Consider the following 22,690-nt stretch of genomic DNA (forward strand, 5'->3'; position numbering starts at 1 on the left):
GAGGAGAACAACGTCGTGACCTCCACCGCCGCCGGAACCCCCGCCGTCCCCTCGTACGCCTCCGGGACATCGGACACCCCGCTGCTCGGTGACACGATCGGCGACAACTTCGACCGCACCGCCGCCGCCCACGCCGGGAACGACGCGCTGGTCGAGGTCCCGACCGGCCGCCGCTGGACCTACGCGCAGCTCCGCGAGGCCGTCGACACCCTGGCCTGCGGCCTGCTCGACGCCGGTGTCACCACCGGTGACCGCCTCGGCATCTGGGCCCCGAACATGGCCGAGTGGACGCTGGTCCAGTTCGCCACCGCGAAGCTCGGCGTCGTCCTGGTCAACATCAACCCGGCCTACCGGACGCACGAGCTGGAGTTCGTGCTCAAGCAGGCCGGGATCTCGACGCTGGTCTCGGCCTCGGCGTTCAAGACCTCGAACTACGAGCAGATGATCGGCGAGGTGCGGCCGAACTGCCCGGACCTGCAGCGCGTCGTCATCATCGGCTCGGCCGAGTGGGACGCGCTGGCCGCCGGCGGGCGCTCCCCGGACCGGGACCGGCTCGCCGAGATCCAGGCATCGCTCACCGCCGACGACCCGATCAACATCCAGTACACGTCCGGGACCACCGGGTTCCCGAAGGGCGCGACCCTGTCGCACCACAACATCCTCAACAACGGGTACTACGTCGGCGCCCTCTGCGGCTACACCGAGGCCGACCGGGTGTGCATCCCGGTGCCCTTCTACCACTGCTTCGGCATGGTCATGGGCAACCTGGGCTGCACCACGCACGGCTCGACCATGGTCATCCCGGCGCAGGGCTTCGACCCGAAGGCGACCCTGCGGGCCGTCGAGCAGGAGCGCTGCACCTCGCTCTACGGCGTGCCCACGATGTTCATCGCCGAGCTCAACGACCCGGACTTCGAGTCGTTCGACGTCTCCAGCCTGCGCACCGGGATCATGGCCGGCTCGCCGTGCCCGGTCGAGGTGATGAAGCAGGTCGTCGAGCGGATGGGGATGGGGGAGGTGACCATCTGCTACGGCATGACCGAGACGTCGCCGGTGTCCACCCAGACCCGCGTCGACGACTCGCTGGACCGCCGGGTCTCCACGGTGGGCCGGGTGCACCCGCACCTCGAGATCAAGATCGTCGACCCGGAGACGGGCCGGACGGTGCCGCGGGGCACCCCGGGCGAGTTCTGCACCCGCGGGTACTCGGTGATGCTGGGCTACTGGGACCAGCCGGAGAAGACCGCAGAGGTGATCGACCGGGCCCGCTGGATGCACACCGGCGACCTCGCCGTCATGGACGACGAGGGCTACGTCAACATCACCGGGCGGATCAAGGACATGGTGATCCGCGGCGGCGAGAACGTGTACCCGCGCGAGATCGAGGAGTTCCTCTACACCCATCCCGACGTGCTCGACGCCCAGGTGATCGGGGTCCCGGACGAGCGATACGGCGAGGAGCTCTGCGCCTGGGTGATCCTGCGCGAGGGCGCCGAGGAGCTGACGGCCGAGTCGCTGCGGGAGTTCGCCACCGGCAAGCTCGCGCACTACAAGATCCCGCGGTACGTGCTGGTCGTCGACGAGTTCCCGATGACGGTCACCGGCAAGGTCCGCAAGGTCGAGATGCGGGAGAAGTCGGTCGACCTGCTCGACCTCGGTGAGGTCGCCCGCACCCGCAACGCCTGATCGGTCGCCGATCGTTCCGGATCGGCGGTGCGCGGGACGGCGGTCCGGGTCTAGGCTGGTGTCGGCGCGCCCGGGTGGTTCCGGCCATCGGGCGCGTTTGTCGTGCAGCAACGCAGGAATCGAGGAGCACGGTGCCCACCGGCAGGGTGAAGTGGTACGACGCGGAGAAGGGCTTCGGCTTCCTCTCCCAGGACGGCGGCGAGGACGTCTACGTGCGCAAGGCGGCGCTGCCGTCCGGCGTGGAGGCGCTCAAGTCCGGCCAGCGCGTCGAGTTCGGCATGGCGGAGGGCCGGCGCGGCCCGCAGGCGCTGTCCGTCCGTGTGATCGAGAAGCAGGCGTCGGCGGTGGAGAACACCCGGCGGCCCGCGGACGAGCTGCACGGCCTGATCGAGGACATGATGCGGCTGCTGGACAACAAGATCCAGCCGGCGCTGCGGCACGGCCGTTATCCGGACCGCAAGACCTGCAAGCTGGCGGCCGAGGTCGTCCGCGCGGTCGCCCGGGACCTCGACGGCTGAGGTTCCCGGGTGCTCAGGGCTGCTGCCGCCCGACCAGCACCCAGGTGGCCCGGACCGGGAACTCCATCCGCAGCGAGGCCGGGTCGATCGCGGGGGCCGGCCCGAACAGCTGCACCTGCGCGGTGACCAGCCGGTCGGTCGCCGACGGCAGGGTCAGGGTGAGCTCGGTGCGGGAGCCCGGGGTGGCGATCTCGCTGCGCTGCTGGATCGGCTCCGGGGAGCCGGGGCGGGTGTAGGCGTAGGCGACCTGCCACGGCCCGGACGACACCTCCTCGGGCACGGTGATCCGGATCGGGGTGCCCGGCGCCACGTCCGCGGTGACCCGCGCGTTCGGGTCGTCGGTGCAGTTCTCCATCCGGTTGTCGCAGAACTGCGTCGGGGCGGCGGTCAGTGCGGTCCCGGCGACGTCGAAGGTGACGGTGGGCGGCGCACCACCGCAGCCGGCGAGCAGGACGGCGGCCACGGCGAGCAGCCCGGCGAGCGCGCGGGCGGACCGTCGGGGGCGGAAGGTCACGCGGCCAGCGTACGGACCACCGCCGCCTGCGCCCTTACCTGCACCAGCGAGCCGCGCCCGCCGTCCGCGCCACCCCTGCCCGGCTAGCCGTCGCCGCCGGCGACTGTTCGCGATGCCCCGCCCGGCCGTGACGCTCACGGAACCCGGGAACGCTCACCGGATCGCGTGAGCGTCCCCGGGTTCGGCGAGCGTTCCGGGCGCTGTCCCCGAGTGGCCCGGTCGTCCACGGGCGGCGCGATTCGCCGGTGCGAGGCGGCCGGTCAGCGCAGCGCGGTCGCCCGGGCCTGCGGGGCCGGCCGGCCGCCGAGGCCGGGCACCAGCGTCCCGCCGCGCCGCAGCATCACGGCCTGCGCCCCGAGCACCGCGACCACGCAGGCGACGATCACGAAGCCGGTCCGGAAGGTGTCGTGCGGGGCCAGCACCCCGATCGCGCCGCCCAGCACCCAGGCCAGCTGCAGCACCGTCTCCGACCGCCCGAACGCCGACGCGCGGGCGTGCTCGGGCAGGTCCTGCTGGATCACCGCGTCCAGGCAGACCTTCGCCAGCGCGCTCGCCGTCGACGCCACCAGCGCCGCGACGACGGCCGCCGGCACCCCCGGCAGCACCGCGGCCCCGGCGGCGGCCAGCAGCGCGGCCGCCGCGGCACCCAGCACGACCGGCTCCACCCGGCCGAACCGGCGCCGCGACCCGACCGCGTTGCCGAGGAACAGGCCCGCCCCGGCCGCCGCACCGACCAGGCCGATCACGAACAGCTGGCCGGCCGGGTCACCGCCCGGGGCCTGCTCGGTCCCGCCCTTCACCACGAACGCCACGAACAGGGTCAGGAACCCGGTCAGCACCCGGACCGACCCGGTACCCCACAGCGCGACCAGCACGGCCCGTGTCGCAGGGGTCCGCGACCGCAGCGACCCCGGCCGGGCGGCCGGGACCGCCGCCGGCACCTCGCCCGCGGTCGACTCGACCCACCGCGGGATGCGCACGCAGAGCACGGCGCCGGCCAGGCCGAGCGCCGCCGTCCACCACAGCGCGCCGGGCGACCCGAACGCCCACGCGGCGCCCGCGGCGACCGCACCGGCCACGCCGCCGGCGGCCATCCCGAACGTCGTCAGCCGGGAGTTCGTCGTCGCCAGCGTGATCGACGCCGGCAGCACCCGCGGTGTGATCGCCGCCTTGAGCACCAGGAACGACTTGCTCAACACCATGATCCCCAGCGCCGCCGGGTACAGCACCCAGGTGTCGAGGTGGAACACCAGCAGCACGGCGAGCCCGCCGCGGCCCGCGCAGGACAGCGCCATCGCGATCCGCCTGCCGCGCTGCAACCGGTCCAGCGCCGGGCCGATCACCGGGGCGACCAGCGCGAACGGTGCGACCGTGATCGCCAGGTAGAGCGCGACGTTGGCCTTCGACTCCGCGGTCGCGGCCGCGAAGAACAGCGTGTTCGCCAGCGCGACGGCCACCGCGGCGTCGAGCGCGTAGGTGAGCATCGTGGCGTAGGTGAGCGCGGTCAGCCCGGAGCGGTCCGCCCCGTCGGCCGTCGCGGCGCGCCGGAACAGGCCCACCGCCCGGCCGGACAGCTCCCGGGTGCGGTGCGCCGCGACGCGGGTGACGGTCAGCTTCCGCGGGCCCGGGCGTGGTGCCTCCTCGGGTCGGGTGTCCCCGTCGTGCGCTCCCGGGGCCCCGTGCGGTGGCGCTCCGTGCGGTGCGGTCCTGTGCGGTGCCGTCCCGTGCTGTGCCGTCCCGTGCGGTGCGACGCCGGGTCCGGACGGCGCGCCCCGGCCGGGTCCGGACGGCGCGGCCCGGCCCGGCCCGGACGGCGCCGCCCGGGACGAGGGGCCGGCGCCCGGGCGGGAACGGCGGCGCCGGAACGGGTTCGGAGACACGCTCCCATTGTGCCGAGGGGGACCGACATCGGTGCCGCGTCGGCGGCGGCCGGGCGCGTCGTCACCCGCGCGGCGGAGCGGCTACGCACGTGGTGGCACCGGGCGTTCCCGAGAGGCGGCCCGGTCCCCCTGCCTTCGCCCGGACGCGGCCCCGACAGCGGAACCGTCGACGCCCGGTGACCGGCCCGCCCCGCGCCGCACGGCCCGCACCGCACGGCCCGCGCCACCGCGCGGCCCGCACCGCCCGCCTCGCCCCGCGCCGCTCGCCCCGCGCCGCACGGCCCGCGCTGCACCACCCGCGCCGCACCAGACGCTCCGCCTCGGTGAGGTGTGGTCCCCTCCGACCTCGCTGACCAGGTCAGCGAACTCGGAGGAGAGCGAGTTCGGAGGACGAGGGAATCGGCCGAACCGGGCGCCGATGTACCGGCCTCACACACGTGCGGCACCGAGTCGATCAGCACGGTGTGCGCATGGCGAGGGCCGCAACGTGCGTCCGAGATGCCCGGCGCGAGTCGATCTGCACGGTTGCGCCGTCGGTGGGGCGGTTTCGTGCGTGTCGAGGGTCCTGGTGGTGTCGATCAGCGCGTTGCCGCCGTTGGTGGGGCGGGATCGTGCGTCTCGAGGGCGCCACCGGTGTCGATCAGCGCGTTCGTGCCGTCTGCGGGGCGATATCGTGCGTCTCGAGGGTTCGGGCGGTGTCGATCAGCGCGTTGCCGCCGCTGGTGGGGCGGGATTGTGCGTCTCGAGGGCGCCGCCGGTCTCGATCAGCGCGTTCGTGCCGTCTGCGGGGCGGGAATGTGCGTGTCGAGGGTTCCGGCGGTGTCGATCAGCGCGTTCGCGCCGTCTGCAGGGCGGTTTCGTGCGTCTCGAGCCCCCGCGCTCGGTGTCGATCAGCGCGATCCCGCCCTCGCCGGGGTGGGTGCGTGCCTCCCGGTCCCTGTCGGTCCCGGAGTGTGCGGACGCCGGGATCAGCGGCGGACGGGATCACCCATCCGTACCCGGTAGGCGGCCGGCCAGAGCTTCCCGGTCAGTACGAACTCGTCCCCGGACACGTGCGCGATCCCGTTCAGTACGTCGGCACCCGCCCGCCGGGCCGGGTCGAGCAGCCCGGCGGCGTCCACGACGAGATCCACCACCCCGGTCGCCAGGTCGATCCGGACGATCCGGTCGGTCTGCCACACGTTCGCCCACACCCGGTCGCCGACGCACTCCAGCTCGTTCAGCCTGGGCAGCGGGTCGCCGTCCAGGGTGACCGCGACCGACCCGGTCTCCGCGAGGTCCCGGGGGTCGTGGAAGCGCAGCCGATCGGTGCCATCGGAGCGCACGACGCGCGCGCCGTCGTCCCGGCACAGGCCCCAGCCCTCGCCGGCGACCGGGACCTCGCGGCGCGGCCGCAGCGTCGCCCGGTCCCACTCGATCGCGACGCCGTCGCGCCAGGTCAGCTGCCAGATCCGGTCCCCGGCGACGGTGATCCCCTCCCCGAAGTACGACGGCGGCAGCGGCGCGGCCGCCCGGACCGCCCCGGTGGCCGGGTCCAGGGCCCGGATCTGGGACTCGCCGACCCGGCCGGTGCCCTCGTACAGCGTGCCGTCGTGCAGCTCCAGTCCCTGGGTGAACGCCGACGGGTCGTGCGGCAGCTCCTGGAGCACCTCCGGCCGGATCACCGGGACGTCACCGGGAGCCGGTGCCGTCACCCCGCACGCACCCGGTGCGACGAGCAGCAGGAGCAAGGCAGCGGCGGGACGGCGCAGGACGGCGGGCAGGGCGGGCACCGGCCCAGGATGCCGCGCGCCGGGTGGCACACTGGTGAGGTGACACCTGGTGAGGAGATGCAGGTCGAGCCCCGCCCGGCACCGGCCCACCTGTTCGATGCCGTCGACGTCGCGCGGTCCGCCGCCGTCGAGGAGGCGGCCGACGAGCTCGGCGAGTCCGCCGCCGCCGGCACCGTCGGTGCTCACCTCGGTGCGGCCGCCGAGGACGACGGCTCGGTCACCCACTCGTTCGCCGCCGAGCTGGCCGGCTACCACGGCTGGCGCTGGGCGGTCACGGTCGCCAGCGCGGGTGAGGGCGAGCCGGTCACCGTGTCCGAGTCGGTGCTGCTGCCCGGTGACACCGCGCTCGTCGCCCCCGCCTGGGTGCCGTGGGACCAGCGGGTCCGGCCCGACGACCTCAGGCCCGGCGACCTGCTCCCGACGGCCCCCGACGACCCCCGCCTCGTCCCCGGCTACGCCGACTCCGGCGACCCGGCCGTGGACGAGCTGGCCCGCGAGGCCGGGCTCGGCCGGGAGCGCGTGCTGTCGTTCGAGGGCCGGGCGGCCGCCGCCGAGCGGTGGCAGTACGGCGATCACGGCCCGTCCGCGGACCTGGCCCGCGCCGCGCCGGCACCGTGCGGGACCTGCGGGTTCCTGGTGCCGCTCGCGGGCGCGCTGCAGGGCGCGTTCGGGGTCTGCGCCAACGCGTCCTCCCCGGCCGACGGTCACGTGGTCGCGGTCGGGTTCGGGTGCGGCGCGCACTCCTCGGTCGCCGAGCCGTCCGGCTCCCCGGTCTACGTCTCCGCCCTCGTCTACGACGACGGCGTGGACCTCGAGCCGGTCGGTCAGCGCTGAAGGACCCGTTCGGCACCGCGGCGCTGCGGGAGGGGGTCCTCGCGGCGTGGTCGTCGTCCCCGACCCGGTTCCGCGAGGACGTCAACACCGAGGACGACCTGCGCACGGGCGGGTACGCCGGCACCTGGGTGGTCGAGCTGCTGCAGAACGCCGCCGACGCGGCCGTCGCCGGCGGCGTGCCCGGGCAGGTGCGCGCGACCGTCGACGGCGGTGAGCTGCGGATCGCGAACACCGGGGCCCCGCTGGACGCCGCCGGGGTCGCCGCGCTGACCGCGCTGCGGGCCTCCGCGAAGCGCGACGCGGCCGGGGCGACCGGCCGGTTCGGGGTCGGGTTCGCCGCCGTCCCCGCCGTCTGCTCGGAGCCCCGGCTGGTGACGGCGTCCGGCGGGGTGGCGTTCTCGGCGTCCCGGACGGCGTCGGCGGTGGCGGAGCTGGGCGGTGCGGCGGCCGCGGAGCTGGCGCGGGACCCGCGGGTGCCGGTGCTGCGGCTGGTCTGGCCCGCCGACGAGGAACCGCCGCCGGACGGGTACGCCACCGAGGTCCGGCTGCGCCCGGACACCGACGACCCGCACGCCCTGCTCGACGAGCTCGCCCGCAGCTGCCCCGACCTGCTGCTCGCGCTGCCTGCGCTGGAGCGGGTCGCGGCCGGGACCCACGTGGTCACCCGCGCCGACCTCGGCGACGGGCGGGTGCGGATCGGCGACCGCGAGTTCCTGGTGGTCGGCGAGGCCGGGGTGCGCTGGGCCCTGCCGTACGACGACGGCCGCCCCGCCCCGTTCGGCGCCGACGCCGGCGAGGTGCTGCACGCCCCGACCCGCAGCGCGGAGCAGCTGTCGCTGCCGGCCCGGCTGTTCGCGCCGTTCCCGCTGGACCCGGACCGGCGGCGGATCCGCGCCGACGACCCCGCCACCGCGGAGCTCGTCGACCGGGCCGCTCAGGCGTACGCGGCGCTGGTCCGGGCGGTCACGCCGGAGCACCGCACGGCGCTCGTGCCCGAGCCGGCGTTCCCGCGGTCCCCGCTCGACGGTCGCCTGCGCGAGGCGATCGCCGCCGAGCTCGCCCGCACGCCCTGGCTGCCCGCCGCCCGAGCCGCCTCCGAGCCCGCGCCGGCGCCGGACGGCGCCCCACGAGCGGACCGTTCGCTCCGACGAGGGCTCCGCTCGTGGAACGGCCTCGGTGACTCCGCCCCCGACACCGACGACCTCGCCCCGGAGCGCGCCGAGTGGCTCGACCTCGGTGACACCGGCGCGGCGACCGCGGGGCTCCCGGAGCTCCTGGCCGCCGCCGACCCGGCATTCGGGCGGCTCGTCGCGTCCGGCACCGTCCCACCGGCGGGCCTGGGGGTCGACCGCCTCGGGCCGGCCGGCCTCGCCGAGCGGCTCACCGGCGTCGACGCCGATCCGGCCTGGTGGCAGAGGGTCTACGCGGCGCTGGCCCCGGCCGTCGACACCGTCCCGGGGCTCGCCGCCGAGCTGGGGGCGCTGCCCGTCCCGCTCGCCGACGGGCGCCTGGTCCCCGGCCCGGCGGCGGTGCTGATCGCCGAGGACGCCGCCCCGGCGGTCCCGGAGCTGCGGGTCGCGCACCCGGATGCCGTCCACCCGCTGCTGCGCCGGCTGGGGGCGTCCGACGCCGACCGGGAGACGCTGCTCGCCGCCCCCGCGCTGCAGGAGGCCGTCGCCCGCTCCGTCGACGACGCCGAGGCCGGGCTGGACACCGAGCCGCTCGCGCGGGCGGTGCTGGCGCTGCTCGACACCCCGTCCGCGGAGCGCGACGACCGGTTCGGCGCGCTGGCCCTCACCGACGACGAGGGCAACCCGGCCCGGGCCGACGAGCTCGTCCTGCCCGACGCCGCCGTCCGCGACCTGCTCGACCCGGACGCCCCGGTCGGGGTCCTCGGCGGCGAGTGGCTCGACGCCGGTGAGGACGCCCTGGTCGCCGCCGGCGTGCTGGACGGCTTCGCGGTCGTCCCGTTCGACCCCGCGGTGCTCCACGACGCCGACGCCTACGACGCCGGCGAGGACGAGGGCCCGGCGGTGCGCGACCTCGACCTCGTCGACGACGACCGGTGGCCGCAGGCGCTGGCCCTGCTCGCGGCCGGCCGGGAGACCCGCGCGGCGATGCTGACCGGGTACACCGCGTGGTGGCTGGCGCGCAACGTCCGGATCGGCGGCCGGCTGCCGTCGACGTACCGGCTGGCCTCGGCGTCGTCGCTGGCCGGGCTGTACGACCCGGTCCCGGAGCTCGACGGGGTCGACGAAGCGGTGCTCGCCGCGATCGGCGTCCGCGCCGGCGTCGTCGTCACCGAACCGGACGAGGCCGTCGAGCTCCTCGACCGGCTCGCCGACCCGGACCGACCGGTCACCGGCGCGGTCGCGGACGCGGCCCACACCGCGCTCGCCGCGGCGTACACCGGGGGTGTGTTCCACCTCGACGACCTCGACCCGCCCGCCCGGGTCCGCACGCTGACCGGCGCGGTCGCGGCGGCGGACCGCGCCGTCGTGCTGGACGCGCCGTGGGTGCTGCCCGCGCTCGGCGACACCGCCGCCGTCCCCGGTGGGGACGACCCCGACGCGCTGGCCGAGCTGCTCGACCTCCCACTGGCGTCGGAACGGGTGACCGGCACCGTCCGCGGCGCGGGCGAGCCGGTCGCGTGGAGCGCCCTGCCGGAGGTCGTGCTGGCCTGCCGGGCGCTGGGCACCGAGCCGCCGGAGGGCGAGCTGCGGGTGCACGCCGAGCTGGTCGTCGACCTCGACGGCGGCGGCGCGGTGACCGTCCCGGCCTGGCCGGACACGTCCGGTGTCTGGCATGCCGCGGACCCGGTGCGGGCGCTGGTGGCCGCAGCCGCCGCGGGACGGCGTGCCAGGATGATCCCGTGACATCCGACGGCTCGATCGCGTTGCCGCGCCGGGTCGCGGTGCTCTCCGTGCACACGTCCCCGACCGAGCAGCCCGGCACCGGCGACGCCGGCGGCATGAACGTCTACGTCGCCCAGACCGCGATCCGGATGGCCCGCCGCGGCGTCGAGGTCGAGATCTTCACGCGGGCCACGTCGTCCGAGCAGCCGCCGTCGGTGGAGCTCGCACCGGGAGCGACCGTGCGGTTCGTGGCGGCCGGCCCGTTCGAGGGCCTCGGCAAGGACGACCTGCCCAGCCAGCTGTGCGCGTTCACCGCGGGCGTGCTGCGGGCCGAGGCGCGCCACGACCCCGGCTGGTACGACGTCGTCCACTCGCACTACTGGCTGTCCGGGCAGGTGGGGTGGCTGGCCCGGGACCGCTGGGGGGTGCCGCTGGTGCACACCGCCCACACCCTGGCCAAGGTCAAGAACGCCGCGCTCGCCGCGGGCGACACCCCGGAGCCGCGGGTGCGGGTGATCGGCGAGGACCAGGTCGTCGCGGAGTCCGACCGGCTCGTCGCGAACACCGAGACCGAGTCGAAGGAGCTCATCGAGCTCTACGACGCCGACCCGCGCCGCACCGTCACGATCCCGCCCGGCGTCGACACCGACCGGTTCCGCCCCGGTGACCGGGCCGCCGCCCGGGCCGCGCTGGGCCTGCCGCCGGACGCCGTCGTGCTCACCTTCGTCGGCCGGATCCAGCGGCTCAAGGCACCGGACGTGCTGCTGCGCGCCGCCGCCGAGCTGCTCGCCCGGACGCCGTCGCTGGCCGACCGGCTGGTCGTGCTCGTCGCCGGCGGGCCGTCCGGCTCGGGGCTGGCGGAACCGACGTCGCTGCAGGAGCTGGCCGCCGAGCTCGGGATCACCGGCGTCGTCCGGTTCCTCCCGCCGCGCGGCGGGGACGAGCTGGTGACGGTGTACCGGGCGTCCGACGTCGTCGCCGTCCCCAGCCACAACGAGTCGTTCGGGCTGGTCGCGCTGGAGGCGCAGGCCTGCGGGACGCCGGTCGTCGCGACCCGGGTGGGCGGGCTGCCGGTCGCCGTCGCCGAGGGCCGCTCCGGGCTGCTGGTCACCGGCCACGACGTCTCCGACTGGGCGGACGCCCTCGGCGAGTTGGCACTCGACCCGGCCCGCCGCGAGCGGATGTCCGGTGTCGCCGCGGAGCACGCGCACCGCTTCTCCTGGGAGCGCACCACCGACGCGCTCCTGGGCGCCTACGACGAGGCCCGGGCCGAGTTCCGCACCCGGGCACGGAGGTGACGATGCCGGATCTCGACGAGGTGATCGGCGCCGCGCTGCGCGACGCCGACGTCGACCACACCCACCGCGGGCCCGGCCAGTGGCTGGTGACGCTGCCGGGGGAGGCCCGGCTGCAGACCCAGACCTGGCTGCTGGTCCGCGAGCAGACCCTGGCAGTGCAGGCGTTCGTGTGCCGCAGGCCCGACGAGAACCACGAGGGCGTCTACCGGTTCATGCTGCTGCGCAACGCCAAGCTGTACGGCGTGCACTACTGCCTGGACCAGGTCGGCGACATCCACCTGATCGGCCGGGTGCCGGTGCACGCGGTCACCGGCGACGAGGTCGACCGTCTCCTCGGGCAGGTCCTCGAGGCCGCCGACGGCGACTTCAACACGTTCCTCGAGCTGGGGTTCGCGTCCTCGATCCGCCGCGAGTACGCCTGGCGGACCGCGCACGGCGAGTCGACCGCGAACCTGAAGGCGTTCGAGCACCTCCTCTCCTGACCCGCGAGTAACTTTTCGTGACGCGTGGGGCCGCAACGGTTCCCGATGGGCCTAGCATGGCGCCGACCCGATGGACCTCGCGAAGGAGCGAAAGCCTTGTCGATGCGCAGCCCGTACCCGGACGTCGACATCCCCGATGTCTCGCTGACCGAGTTCCTGTTCGCCGACGGGTTCGGTGACCGCGCGGACGCGCCGGCCTTCATCGACGGGACGACCGGCGACCAGCTGACGTACACCGAGTTCCACGGCCTCGTCGAGAAGATCGCCGGCGGGCTGGCCGCACGCGGCATCGGCAAGGGCGACGTCGTCGCGTTGTTCGCGCCGAACCTGCCCCAGTGGGCGGCGCTGTTCCACGGCATCCTGCGGGCCAACGGCATCGTGACCAGCGCGAACTCGATGTACACCGCGGGGGAGCTGGCCCACCAGCTGCGCGACTCCGGCGCCAAGGTGCTGATCACCGTGTCGCCGTTCCTCGACCGCGCGGTGCCCGGCGCCAAGGAGGCGGGGTTGTCCGAGGACGTCGTCCTCACGATCGACCCGGCCGAGGGCCACGACTCGCTGGCCGACCTCGTGTCGTCCGGTGCACCGGTCCCGGAGCTGACGACGACCGCGGACGACACGGCCGTGCTGCCCTACTCCTCCGGCACCACCGGGCTGGCCAAGGGCGTCGTGCTCACCCACCGCAACCTGGTCGCCAACCTCTGCCAGCTCGTACCGCTGGGGGACGTCACCAGCGACACCAAGATCATGGCGTTCCTGCCGTTCTTCCACATCTACGGCATGACCGTGATGATGAACCAGGGCCTGCACCGGCGGGCGACGGTCGTGACCATGCCGAAGTTCGACCTCGAGCAGTTCCTGTCGATCACCCAGAAGCACGCCGTCGACCGGCTCTACATCGCCCCGCCGGTCGCGGTGGCGCTGGCCAAGCACCCGATCGTCGACCAGTACGACCTGTCCTGCATCAAGGTCATCTTCTCCGGGGCGGCCCCGCTCGACGGCGAGCTCGGCCGCGCCGTCGCCAAGCGGCTCGACTGCACCGTGCTGCAGGGCTACGGCATGACCGAGCTGTCCCCGGTCAGCCATGCCATGCCGGACGACCGCGGCGACCTCGACCTCAACTCGTCCGGCTTCGCGATCCCGAACGTCGAGTGCAAGCTCGTCGACCCCGCCACCGGCGAGGAGGTCGGTCCCGGAGAGCGCGGCGAGCTGTGGGTGAAGGGCCCGAACGTCATGGTCGGGTACCTCAACAACCCCGAGGCGACGGCGGCCACCAAGGACGCCGACGGGTTCCTGCACACCGGTGACATCGCCGTCGTCGACGCCGAGGGCGTGTACTCGATCGTCGACCGGGTCAAGGAGCTGATCAAGTACAAGGGCTACCAGGTGCCACCGGCCGAGCTGGAGGCGCTGCTGCTCACCCACGACAAGATCGCCGACGCGGCGGTCATCGGGGTGAACGACGCCGAGGGCGAGGAGGTCCCGAAGGCCTTCGTCGTCCGGCAGCCCTCGGCCACCGACCTCACCGAGGACGAGGTCATGGCCTTCGTCGCGGAGCGGGTGGCACCGCACAAGAAGGTGCGGGTGGTCGAGTTCATCGAGCAGATCCCGAAGTCGGCCTCCGGGAAGATCCTGCGCAAGGACCTGCGGGCCCGGGAGGCGGCGAGCGCCTGACCTCTCGAGCCGGCCGGGACGGCGTCGTGACCTGCGGATTCGCGGGGACGGCGCCGTCCCGTCGGATCAGTGGTGGTAGGCGTGGACGACGGCGTGCCCCCGCCCCCGGCTGATCATCCACCGGTTGAGCGGTGTGGTCAGCAGGAACGCCACCAGCAACGAGAACGCGAGTGCCGCCCAGAACAGGACGCTCGCCAGTCCCGCGTCCATGGCGCCCGGCACGACCACCATGATCGTGTTGTCGATGATCTCCATGACGGCGATCGACACCGTGTCGGCGGCCAGGGCGACCTTGAGGGCCGCGCGGAACCCGATCCCGGCCCGCAGGACCCCGCGCATGGTCAGCGCGTAGCCGAACACGAACGCCAGGGCCACGGCGAGCGCAATGGTGGCGACGTCGTGCAGGCCGAGTGCCGTCCCGATGACCATGCCGAGCACCTCGCCGATCGCGCAGCCGGTGAGGCAGTGCAGCGTGGCCTGGGCCGCCGTCGACCAGGACACCGAGGACCAACCACTGGGGGTCGTGTGCGTCGGGCCGTGCCGGTGATAGGTCATCGTGGTCTCCAGACGGAAGGCGTGTGCGAGCCCTGCATTTATACCCCTACCCCCTAGGGGTAGCAAGTGGGTCGACGGCAGACCGGTGCGGCGCAGCGGCGGAGCGCTCGCCCGTGCCGGCGGGCAGGAGGCCGTCGCGATGCCGTCCGCGCCGAGCCGATGGTCACGCGGGTGCGTCCTGGCTGCAACCGGCGCGGACCAGGAGCCGAGCGGGCACGCCTCCACCGGCCGGCCGCGCCGGGCCCTGACCACCTGGATGAAGCACAGCATGCAGTCGATCGGTAACGCTGGGGAGTCGTTACGCGACGATACGGGCAAGACCCGAACAACTCGGGTAGCCGGTTTCGCGCGCTCGTGGTGAGGTATGTCCCAGGTGCTTCCGTGTTGGGTGAAAACGCCGCTCAACGTCCCCCTTCCCGTCGGTCACCAAGCGGTGTTCGCCGGCCTGACACAGGAGAGCCGATGAGCGTGTCGTCCATCGGGCCCGGCAGCGGCCCGTCCACCTCCGGGATCGCCCAGCTGGCGATCGAGAGCCCCGCGCCGGGCGTCCGGATGATCCACGTTCAGGGCGTGCTGGGATCGGGCAGCGGCGCCCGCCTGCTGCGGCTGATCGACTCGCAGCTCACGATGACCCGCAGCGGGCACCACCGGATCCACGCCGTCATCGTCGAGGTGTCCGGCCTGACGGCACTCGAACGGGGAGGCCCGCAGGCCCTCCAGCACGCCCGGTACGCCTGCACGCGCAACGGGATCCACTTCCTCGTCGCCGGCCATCCGGTCGGGCTGGCGACCGCGCCGGTGTCCGTCCGGGCGCAGCTCGGGCAGCTGCGGCTGTTCCCCACCGTCGAGGCCGCACTGGCCGCCGTCACCTGAGAACGGGTCTCAGCCGTTCCCGCCGGCGATCTCCCGGAGCGCGGCGACGTGCGTGCCGACCTGCTGCCGGCCCTCTGGCGTGAGCCGGACCCAGGTCCGGCGGGCAGCGCCCGTCGGCGCCCGGTGGGAGGAGACGACACCCGCGTCCGACAGCGCCTTGAGCTGCTTGGACAGCGCCGAGTCCGACAGGCCGACCCGGTCGCGCACGAAGCCGAACTCGACCTCGCCCGCCGCGAGCAGGGTGGCGGCGATGCGCAACCGGGTGGGGTCGAGCAGCAGGGGGACGAGCCGCGTGTCGGCGCCGGACGGCTCAGGCATCCCGGCCCGCCCGCGGCAGCGTCCGGTCCGCCGCCTCGTCCACGGCGCGCCGGGCCGCGGTGACCTCGGCGACCGCGTCGGCCGCCTCGCTCCGGGTCGGTCCGTCCACCACACACCTCCATGCTCGGCAGGCAAGTGGAGCACAGAACTTTCCTGTTAGGCAAGTAGTTGTCAGCGGGTCTCGCCGGCCACCCAGGACAGGTATCCGGCGCTGCCGCCGGTGATGGGCGTCGCGATGATCTCCGGCTCGTCGTAGGAGTGCCGCTCGGCCAGATGGGCGGTCAGCTTGTCGACGCGGTCAGCGGCGGTCTTGATCTCGACCCGCCACTCCTGCTCGGTCTGTACCGCACCGTCCCAGCGGAACACGCTGGTGATCGGCCCGAGCACCTGCGCGCAGGCGCCGAGCCGGGCCTCGACCGCGCCGGCGGCCAGCTCCCGCGCGGCGGCCTCGCTGTCGGTGGTCGTGAGGACGACGACGTGCTCGTTCATGCCCGGAATTGTCGGGGGCCGGCCGTACCGTCCCGGTATGGCGACGACCTCAGGCCTGCCCGGCGAGCGCGGCGACGTCGTCGGCGCAGCCCCAGGACAGGGTGATCCCGGAGCCGCCGTGGCCGTAGTCGTGGATCACGCGCGGGCGCCCGGCGGTCGCCGGCTCCGCCTCGAGCCGGACCTCGGGTCGGGCCGGGCGCAGCCCGGCGACGTGTTCGAGCACCTCGGCCCCGCGCAGCGCCGGCGCGATGTCCAGGCAGCGCCGCACGATCGCGGCGCCGACCGCCGGATCCGGGTTCGTGTCCCAGGCCCCCTCGTCGAGGGTGCCGCCGAGGATGCAGTCGTGCACCCGGGGGTGCACGTACGCGCGGCCGCCGGGGTGGTCCTCGTCGCGCACCGACAGCGTCAGCCCCGGGTTGGTCACGCGGACGATCTGGCCGCGCACCGGCGTCACCGACAGGTCGCCGACCAGCGTGCGCGCGCCCAGCCCGGCACAGTTGACGACGAGATCGGCCCCCTCCCCGGCCGCGGCCAGGGACGCGATGTGCTTGTGCTCCAGGGTGATCCCACGCCGCTGCGCCTCCGCGGCCAGCCAGGGCAGGTACACCGGCATCTCCACCAGCGGCACCGCGAACCGCAGGCCGTACGGGTAGCCGGGCGGCAGCTCGTCCGGGCGGGCCGGGCGGATCTCGCCGACGGCGTCGGCCCACCACTGCGGCCCCGGCTCGGTCCGGTGCAGGGCCAGCGACTCGCGCATGACGACACCCGGCACGCCGGCCCGGGCCTGCGCGGCCAGGGTGTCGTACGTGCGGCGCCCCCAGTCGAGCACCTTGTCCCGGGGCCCGGCGCGGGTCGGGAACCAGACGGCGGCCGCCAGGTGCGACGTCGACGCCTCCACCGGCCCGTCGGTCAGCACCCGCACCGACCAGCCCCGCTCCTGCAGCCGGACCGCGCAGCTCAGACCCGCGATCCCGGCACCGACCACGACGGCCCGGCGATCGTCACCCATGCCCCCGGGCCTCAGCCGTCGTAGGCGGCGTCGAAGAAGGCCAGTTCCAGGTCCACGGCGCGGGTGAACATCGCCGTCACCTGGTCACGCCGGGTCGGGGCGAGGTCGCCGGCGACCCGGTCCAGCTCGGCACGCAGGAACGCCACCCACTCCTCGAACTCGATCCCGCGGTGCAGCTCGATCCACTCGCGACAGACCCGGTCGTCCGGGGTGGACGCGCCCGGCCGGGTCGCCCAGTCCAGGTAGAGCCACTCGGCGACGACCAGCACGGCCAGCGCCTCGGCGTACCCGGCGTCGCGGGCGGCGTCCATCAGCTCGATGAACCCGGTGGTCGGCGCGGCCCGCTCCGGCTCGGGGGTCCCGCCGAGCGCGGCCAGCGACCGCTCGAAGTAGTCGTTCTCCGGCCCGGCGACCAGCCCGAGCTGCCGCGCCAGCCGCACCCGGGCCGCCGGCCGGTCGGCGTTCGCGACGGCGGACCCGAGCAGCGCGACGAACGAGTCGACGAACTGGAAGTCCTGCTCGAGGTAGCGGCGCAGCACGGCGCGGTCCACCGTCCCGGCCCACAGCTCGTCGACGAAGCGGTGCCCGACCGCCGCGTCCCACGTCGTCGTGCTCGACTCCCGCAACTCCCCGCTGAACGACATGGCGCACAGGCTAGGTGTGTGATCCGGAGAGGTCGGTGACGAGGTCGGGCGTGGTCGGCCCGGTCCCGCTGCCTACGGTGGACCCGGCACGGACGACGGAGGGGCGCGGGCGATGGGTGGGCGGACGCTGGTGCGCGGCGAGGGGACGCCGCTGTGGCAGCAGCTGCTGGCCGACCTGCGCCGCCGCCTCGAGGCCGGCGAGTTCGACCGGGCGCTCCCGGGCGAGTTCGCGCTCGCCGCCGAGTACTCGGTCAGCCGGTACACCGTGCGCGAGGCGCTGCGCCGCATGCGCGAGGACGGCGCCGTGGTCGCCAGCCGCGGCCGGGTCGCCCGTCCGACCGTGCGCTCGGAGATCGAGCAGCCCCTCGACGAGCCGTACTCGCTCTACGTGGCCGTCGAGGCGGCCGGGCGGACCCAGCGCAGCGTCGTGCGGACCTTCGAGGTCCGGGCCGACGGCGTGATCGCCGCCAGGATGGGGCTGGAGGAGTCCACCCCGCTCGTCCACCTGGAACGGCTGCGCCTCGCCGACGCCGAACCGCTCGCCGTCGACCGGGTGTGGCTGCCGGAGGACCTCGCCGCGCCGCTGCTCGACGTCGACTTCTCCCACACCGGTCTGTACCCGGAGTACCGGCGGCGCTGCGGCATCCGGGTCGACGGCGGGAACGAGAACATCCGCGCGGTCGTCCCCGGCCGTGGGGAGCAGGAACTGCTCGGCATCGGCGACGGCGTCGCGGCGCTGGCGATCGAACGGCTCGGGCTGTCCGGCGGCCGCCCCGTCGAGTGGCGGCACACGCTGGTGCGCGGCGACCGGTTCTCGGTCACCGCCCGGTTCTCCGCGCGGACCGGGTACCGGGTCGACCTCTCGGAACCGTCCTGACCGGGGTGGCTCAGCCCGGGACGGAGACGCCGACACCGCCGGGGGTGTCGGCGCCGTAGCGGGCGATCTCGGCCGGCAGGTCGAGCGGGTCGGTCCGCATCCCGGTGTCCGCGCCGAGCAGCGCGGCCGGGACCAGCCAGCACACCTCGAACTCCAGGCCGTCCGGGTCGTGGGCGTAGAGCGCCTTGGTGGAGCCGTGGTCGGAGGCGCCGACGAGCGCGCCGGCGTCCTGCAGGGCACCGCGGATCCGGTCGAGCTCGCCGAGCGTGTCGACCTCCCAGGCCAGGTGGTAGAGCCCGACGGTCGCCCGGCCGGCCTGCGAGGCACCCGCGCGGTCGCCGATCCCGAACAGCGCGAGGTCGTGGTCGTTCGACGAACCGGGCGCCTGCAGGAACGCGCCCCGGCCGCCGGGGATCTCGGCGACGGTCCGGAAGCCGAGGACCTCGGCGTAGAAGTCGACGCTGCGGGCGACGTCGCGGACGTAGAGGACCGCGTGGTTGAGCCGCTGGACCGGCATGATCACTCCTCAAGAAGTTGAACGCTCAACTCTGAGGGTACGCGCTCACCGCGTGACCAGCCAGGTGAGGACGACGGCCGAGCGCGTGTGGTCGACCCCGCCCGCCCGCCGCAGCCGCTCCAGGGCGTCCTCCAGCGAGCGGACGTCCCGCGAGCGCAGCAGGACCAGGGCGTCGGCCTCGCCGGTGACCGTCCCGGCGGTCACGACCTCGGGGATCGCGGACAGCATCCGCTGCAGCTCGGCGGGCGCGACCGTGCCGCGGCAGAACAGCTCGACGTAGGCCTCGACGCCCGGCTCCGGCGCGGCGTCCGGGCTCACCTGCACGGTGAACCCGGTGATCACGCCCCGGGCGGTGAGGCGGTCCACCCGGCGGCGCACGGCCGAGGCCGACAGCCCGACGCGCTCGCCGAGCTCGGCCCAGCCGGCCCGCCCGTCCACCCGCAGCAGGTCCAGCAGGCGCCGGTCGGTCGCGTCGATCCCGTCCACGGCGCCGGATGCTAGAACCGTGCGTGTCACCGGTCGAGTGCGCGCGGATCGTGCGCGAGATTCCGGGAAACGCACGGGCCGGGCGCGCCACCATGAGCGCATGACACGCACACTCGTGAGTGGTTCGACGGGCCATGACCCTGCCACGTACTCACGGGCACCGCAGGTGCTCATGTGCCGCCCCACGCACTTCACGGTCCGCTACCGCATCAACCCGTGGATGTGGCCCGAGCAGCGCACCGACACCCCGCTCGCGCTGCGCCAGTGGGAGAATCTGTACGCCGCCTACCGCGACCTCGGGTTCGACGTCCGGCTGATCGACCCGCTCCCCGGACTGCCGGACATGGTCTACGCCGCCAACGGTGGGACCGTCGTCGACGGCGTCGCCCTCACCGCGCGCTTCCGCTACGTGCAGCGGGCCGCCGAGGGGCCCGCCTACGCCGCGTGGTTCCGGCGCGCCGGGTTCGACGTCCACGAGGCGGAGGCGGTCAACGAGGGCGAGGGCGACCTGCTGCTCGTCGGCGACACGATCTACGCGGGCACCGGCTTCCGCACCGACCCGCACGCGCACGCCGAGGCGGAGCGGGTGCTCGGCCGTGAGGTCGTGTCGCTGCGGCTCGTCGACCCGCGCTACTACCACCTGGACACCGCGTTCGCCGTCCTCGACCCGGCAGGCGGGCCGGGCTCGGTGGCCTACCTGCCGGCCGCGTTCGACGACGCCTCCCAGGAGATCCTGCGGTTCCGCTTCCCGGACGCCGTGATCGTCTCCGAGCACGACGCGGCCGTGCTCGGCCTCAACTGCTTCTCCGACGGCCACACGGTCGTCCACGCGCCGCAGGCCGAGAAGTTCGCCGCGGACCTCGCCGAGCGCGGCTACGGCACGGTCGCGGTGGACACCTCCGAGCTCCGCCGCGGCGGCGGCGGGATCAAGTGCTGCACCCTCGAGCTGCGGGAGACGCCGTGACCGCCACCACCGCCCCGTCCGGCACGGCCGGCCTGATCGGCCTGTCCGACGCCCACGGCGTCGCCAACTATGCGCCGCTGCCGGTCGTGCTGTCCCACGGCGAGGGCGCCTGGGTGACCGACGTCGAGGGCCGGCGCTACCTCGACGCCCTCGCCGGCTACTCCGCGCTGAACTTCGGCCACCGCCACCCCGCGCTGGTCGCCGCCGCGCGCCGCCAGCTGGACCGGCTGACGCTCACCGCGCGGGCGTTCCACAACGACCGGTTGCCGGCGTTCCAGCGCGACCTCGCCGAGCTCACCGGCACCGAGGCCGTCCTGCCGATGAACACCGGTGCCGAGGCCGTCGAGTCCGCGATCAAGGTCGCCCGGGCCTGGGGCTACCGGGTCCGCGGGGTCCGGCCCGGCGCGGCCCGGATCGTCGTCGCCGGCGGGAACTTCCACGGCCGGACGACGACCGTCGTGTCGTTCTCCGACGACCCGGTCGCCCGCGACGACTTCGGGCCGTTCACCCCCGGCTTCGACCGCGTCCCGTTCGGCGACGCCGCCGCGCTGGCGGCCGCGCTCACCGACGACACGGTCGCCGTTCTGGTCGAGCCGGTCCAGGGCGAGGCCGGGGTGATCGTCCCGCCGCCCGGCTGGCTCGCCGAGGTCCGCCGGATCACCGCCGACCGCGGCGTCCTGCTGATCTGCGACGAGATCCAGTCCGGGCTCGGGCGGGCCGGGGCCACGCTGTGCAGCGAGCTGTCCGGCGTCCGGGCCGACCTCTACACCCTCGGCAAGGCGCTCGGCGGCGGGATCCTGCCGGTCAGCGCCGTCGCCGGGCGGAGGGACGTGCTCGGGGTGCTGCGCCCGGGCGAGCACGGGTCCACGTTCGGCGGGAACCCGCTCGCCGCGGCCGTCGGCTCCGCGGTGTGCGAGCTGCTCGCCACCGGGGCGTTCCAGGCGGCCGCCCGCGACCTCGGCGGGTACCTCGGGGAGCGGCTGCGGGCACTGCCCGGGCTCACCGCCGTCCGCGGGGTCGGCCTCTGGTTCGGCGTCGACCTCGACCCGGGCATCGGCACCGGCCGCGAGGTGTGCGTGGAGCTCGCCCGGCGCGGGGTGCTCGCCAAGGAGACGCACGGTGCGACCGTGCGGCTCTCGCCGCCGCTGGTCGTCACCCGCGAGGAGATCGACGTGCTGGCGGACACGTTCGCCGCGGTGCTCCGGGACCTTTCCCGCGGGTAGGTGGCAGGCTGTGGCGCATGCCGACCCTCGTACTGCTGCGCCACGGTCAGAGCGACTGGAACGCGAAGAACCTGTTCACCGGCTGGGTGGACGTCCCCCTGTCCGAGCTGGGGGAGCAGGAGGCCCGTCGCGGCGGCGAGCTGCTGGGCGAGTCGGGTATCGCGCCCGACATCGTCCACACCTCGCTGCTGCGCCGCGCCATCTCGACCGCGAACATCGCGCTCGACGCGGCCGACCGGCACTGGATCCCGGTCAAGCGCGACTGGCGGCTCAACGAGCGCCACTACGGGGCCCTGCAGGGCAAGGACAAGAAGCAGACCCTGGAGACCTACGGCGAGGAGCAGTTCATGCTCTGGCGCCGCTCCTACGACACCCCGCCCCCGCCCATCGAGAAGGGCAGCGAGTTCTCCCAGGACGCCGACCCGCGCTACGCCGGGGTCGACGCGCCGCTGACCGAGTGCCTCGCCGACGTCGTCGCACGGTTCCTGCCGTACTGGGACGAGGCGATCGTGCCGGACCTGCGGGACGGGCGGACGGTGCTGCTGGCCGCACACGGCAACTCGCTGCGTGCCCTGGTCAAGTACCTCGACGGGATCTCCGACGCCGACATCGCCGGGCTCAACATCCCGACCGGCATCCCGCTCGTCTACGACCTGGACGACGACCTGAAGCCGACCACCCCGGGCGGGCGCTACCTCGACCCGACGGCGGCCGAGGAGGCCATCGCCGGGGTCGCGAACCAGGGCCGCTGAGCCCCGCCCGCCCCGCCACCCGATCGCACTCATGGCCCTTTAGTCCCGTGCCACAGGACTTAAGCGCCATGAGTGGCAGCCGGGGCGGGGATGCGAGGGGCGGGTGTGCGAGAGGGCGGCGGGCGTGGGTTGATGAGGGGGTGGCGGGCGCGGTTTGCGAGAGGGGCACGAGCGACGGTTTGCGAGAGGGTGCGCGTGAACCCGCGGTGAACGAGCGCCGAACTCTGTCGCGCGTACGGGTCGCGGGCGTCACCATCCGGGGTCCGGCGCTGGCCAGGGGGCACCCCCGCTTGCCTACTATGCGGCCGTGACCACGCTCGCGTGGCTGATCGCGGCCGTTGCACTCGGCCTGGGCCTGCTGGCCGGGGCCGCGCTGGCGCGACGGCCGTCGCCCGGCCGTCCCGCCCCCGGCGCCGGCCCCACCGACCGCCCGGTGGACCACGGGCCCACCCTGGCGGACCTGCTGCACC

At 74.7% G+C, this 22,690-nt stretch carries 22 protein-coding genes; 12 read left to right on the forward strand and 10 right to left on the reverse strand.

What is annotated here, in order from left to right:
* Nucleotides 1-15 precede the first annotated feature (15 nt).
* Together H7X46_RS28845 and H7X46_RS28850 are read left to right on the forward strand one after the other, a co-directional pair.
* Nucleotides 16-1,686 carry an AMP-binding protein gene (locus H7X46_RS28845; protein WP_186362334.1) on the forward strand — a complete coding sequence of 557 codons (1,671 nt, stop codon included), beginning with the start codon at nt 16-18 and terminating at the stop codon, nt 1,684-1,686.
* Nucleotides 1,687-1,817: 131 nt separating this feature from the next.
* Entirely contained in the window at nt 1,818-2,204 is a 387-nt protein-coding gene (locus tag H7X46_RS28850; RefSeq protein ID WP_186362335.1) for a cold-shock protein, read from the forward strand.
* A gap of 13 nt (nt 2,205-2,217) precedes the next feature.
* Here H7X46_RS28850 and H7X46_RS28855 read toward each other — a convergent pair whose 3' ends face one another.
* From H7X46_RS28855 to H7X46_RS28865, 3 genes are all read right to left on the reverse strand, one after another.
* Nucleotides 2,218-2,718 carry a DUF2771 family protein gene (locus H7X46_RS28855; protein WP_186362336.1) on the reverse strand — a complete coding sequence of 167 codons (501 nt, stop codon included), beginning with the start codon at nt 2,716-2,718 and terminating at the stop codon, nt 2,218-2,220.
* 260 nt (nt 2,719-2,978) lie between these two features.
* Nucleotides 2,979-4,598, reverse strand: coding sequence for an MFS transporter (locus H7X46_RS28860; RefSeq protein WP_186362337.1), 1,620 nt, complete (start codon nt 4,596-4,598; stop codon nt 2,979-2,981).
* A 968-nt stretch (nt 4,599-5,566) separates the two neighbouring features.
* Nucleotides 5,567-6,370 carry a glutaminyl-peptide cyclotransferase gene (locus H7X46_RS28865; RefSeq protein ID WP_370589039.1) on the reverse strand — a complete coding sequence of 268 codons (804 nt, stop codon included), beginning with the start codon at nt 6,368-6,370 and terminating at the stop codon, nt 5,567-5,569.
* Between the two features lie 39 nt (nt 6,371-6,409).
* Between H7X46_RS28865 and H7X46_RS28870 the strand changes: the two genes are divergently transcribed.
* The 5 genes from H7X46_RS28870 (at nt 6,410) to H7X46_RS28890 (ending at nt 13,513) form a co-directional block, all read left to right on the forward strand.
* Complete coding sequence (locus tag H7X46_RS28870; RefSeq protein ID WP_370589040.1) at nt 6,410-7,204, forward strand: DUF3027 domain-containing protein; 795 nt, start codon at nt 6,410-6,412, stop codon at nt 7,202-7,204.
* Between the two features lie 128 nt (nt 7,205-7,332).
* Nucleotides 7,333-10,080: a sacsin N-terminal ATP-binding-like domain-containing protein gene (locus H7X46_RS28875; RefSeq protein ID WP_186362338.1), complete on the forward strand. Its 2,748-nt coding sequence runs from the start codon at nt 7,333-7,335 to the stop codon at nt 10,078-10,080.
* The gene (gene mshA, locus H7X46_RS28880; protein WP_186362339.1) at nt 10,077-11,357 is read left to right on the forward strand and encodes a D-inositol-3-phosphate glycosyltransferase; all 1,281 of its coding nucleotides are present in this window, start codon (nt 10,077-10,079) and stop codon (nt 11,355-11,357) included. The genes H7X46_RS28875 and mshA overlap by 4 nt, the downstream gene beginning before the upstream one ends.
* Before the next feature lie 2 nt (nt 11,358-11,359).
* Entirely contained in the window at nt 11,360-11,839 is a 480-nt protein-coding gene (locus H7X46_RS28885) for a YbjN domain-containing protein (protein WP_186362340.1), read from the forward strand.
* Nucleotides 11,840-11,941: 102 nt separating this feature from the next.
* Complete coding sequence (locus H7X46_RS28890; RefSeq protein WP_255426240.1) at nt 11,942-13,513, forward strand: 4-coumarate--CoA ligase family protein; 1,572 nt, start codon at nt 11,942-11,944, stop codon at nt 13,511-13,513.
* 66 nt (nt 13,514-13,579) lie between these two features.
* Here the strand turns inward: H7X46_RS28890 and H7X46_RS28895 are convergent, their stop codons facing one another.
* Nucleotides 13,580-14,068 carry a DUF4396 domain-containing protein gene (locus H7X46_RS28895; RefSeq protein ID WP_186362342.1) on the reverse strand — a complete coding sequence of 163 codons (489 nt, stop codon included), beginning with the start codon at nt 14,066-14,068 and terminating at the stop codon, nt 13,580-13,582.
* A gap of 462 nt (nt 14,069-14,530) precedes the next feature.
* On the opposite strand from H7X46_RS28895, the gene H7X46_RS28900 reads away from it, so the two are divergent.
* Complete coding sequence (locus tag H7X46_RS28900) at nt 14,531-14,941, forward strand: hypothetical protein (RefSeq protein ID WP_186362343.1); 411 nt, start codon at nt 14,531-14,533, stop codon at nt 14,939-14,941.
* A gap of 9 nt (nt 14,942-14,950) precedes the next feature.
* On the opposite strand, the gene H7X46_RS28905 is transcribed toward H7X46_RS28900, so the two are convergent.
* From H7X46_RS28905 to H7X46_RS28920, 4 genes are all read right to left on the reverse strand, one after another.
* A complete protein-coding gene (locus H7X46_RS28905; RefSeq protein WP_186362344.1) occupies nt 14,951-15,259 on the reverse strand; it encodes a transcriptional regulator in 309 nt (102 codons plus the stop codon).
* 171 nt (nt 15,260-15,430) lie between these two features.
* The gene (cutA, locus tag H7X46_RS28910) at nt 15,431-15,748 is read right to left on the reverse strand and encodes a divalent-cation tolerance protein CutA (protein WP_186362345.1); all 318 of its coding nucleotides are present in this window, start codon (nt 15,746-15,748) and stop codon (nt 15,431-15,433) included.
* Between the two features lie 49 nt (nt 15,749-15,797).
* Nucleotides 15,798-16,757: an FAD-dependent oxidoreductase gene (locus H7X46_RS28915; RefSeq protein WP_186362346.1), complete on the reverse strand. Its 960-nt coding sequence runs from the start codon at nt 16,755-16,757 to the stop codon at nt 15,798-15,800.
* 11 nt (nt 16,758-16,768) lie between these two features.
* Nucleotides 16,769-17,401 (reverse strand): TenA family protein, encoded by a 633-nt coding sequence (locus H7X46_RS28920; RefSeq protein WP_186362347.1) that lies wholly within the window; start codon nt 17,399-17,401, stop codon nt 16,769-16,771.
* A gap of 112 nt (nt 17,402-17,513) precedes the next feature.
* On the opposite strand from H7X46_RS28920, the gene H7X46_RS28925 reads away from it, so the two are divergent.
* Nucleotides 17,514-18,278: a GntR family transcriptional regulator gene (locus tag H7X46_RS28925; RefSeq protein WP_186362348.1), complete on the forward strand. Its 765-nt coding sequence runs from the start codon at nt 17,514-17,516 to the stop codon at nt 18,276-18,278.
* 10 nt (nt 18,279-18,288) lie between these two features.
* Here H7X46_RS28925 and H7X46_RS28930 read toward each other — a convergent pair whose 3' ends face one another.
* Entirely contained in the window at nt 18,289-18,795 is a 507-nt protein-coding gene (locus H7X46_RS28930) for a VOC family protein (protein WP_186362349.1), read from the reverse strand.
* A 45-nt stretch (nt 18,796-18,840) separates the two neighbouring features.
* Nucleotides 18,841-19,281, reverse strand: coding sequence for an Lrp/AsnC family transcriptional regulator (locus tag H7X46_RS28935; RefSeq protein WP_370589041.1), 441 nt, complete (start codon nt 19,279-19,281; stop codon nt 18,841-18,843).
* A 100-nt stretch (nt 19,282-19,381) separates the two neighbouring features.
* On the opposite strand from H7X46_RS28935, the gene ddaH reads away from it, so the two are divergent.
* Genes ddaH through H7X46_RS28950 form a run of 3 tightly spaced genes read left to right on the forward strand, consistent with a single transcriptional unit; the run spans nt 19,382 to nt 22,220 of the window.
* Entirely contained in the window at nt 19,382-20,245 is an 864-nt protein-coding gene (gene ddaH / locus H7X46_RS28940; RefSeq protein WP_186362351.1) for a dimethylargininase, read from the forward strand.
* Nucleotides 20,242-21,468 carry an ornithine--oxo-acid transaminase gene (gene rocD / locus H7X46_RS28945; protein ID WP_186362352.1) on the forward strand — a complete coding sequence of 409 codons (1,227 nt, stop codon included), beginning with the start codon at nt 20,242-20,244 and terminating at the stop codon, nt 21,466-21,468. The genes ddaH and rocD overlap by 4 nt, the downstream gene beginning before the upstream one ends.
* A gap of 17 nt (nt 21,469-21,485) precedes the next feature.
* Nucleotides 21,486-22,220 (forward strand): phosphoglyceromutase, encoded by a 735-nt coding sequence (locus tag H7X46_RS28950; protein ID WP_186362353.1) that lies wholly within the window; start codon nt 21,486-21,488, stop codon nt 22,218-22,220.
* Nucleotides 22,221-22,690: the final 470 nt, after the last annotated feature.

Origin of the sequence: Pseudonocardia sp. C8 (assembly GCF_014267175.1) — a bacterium.
GTDB lineage: Bacteria > Actinomycetota > Actinomycetes > Mycobacteriales > Pseudonocardiaceae > Pseudonocardia.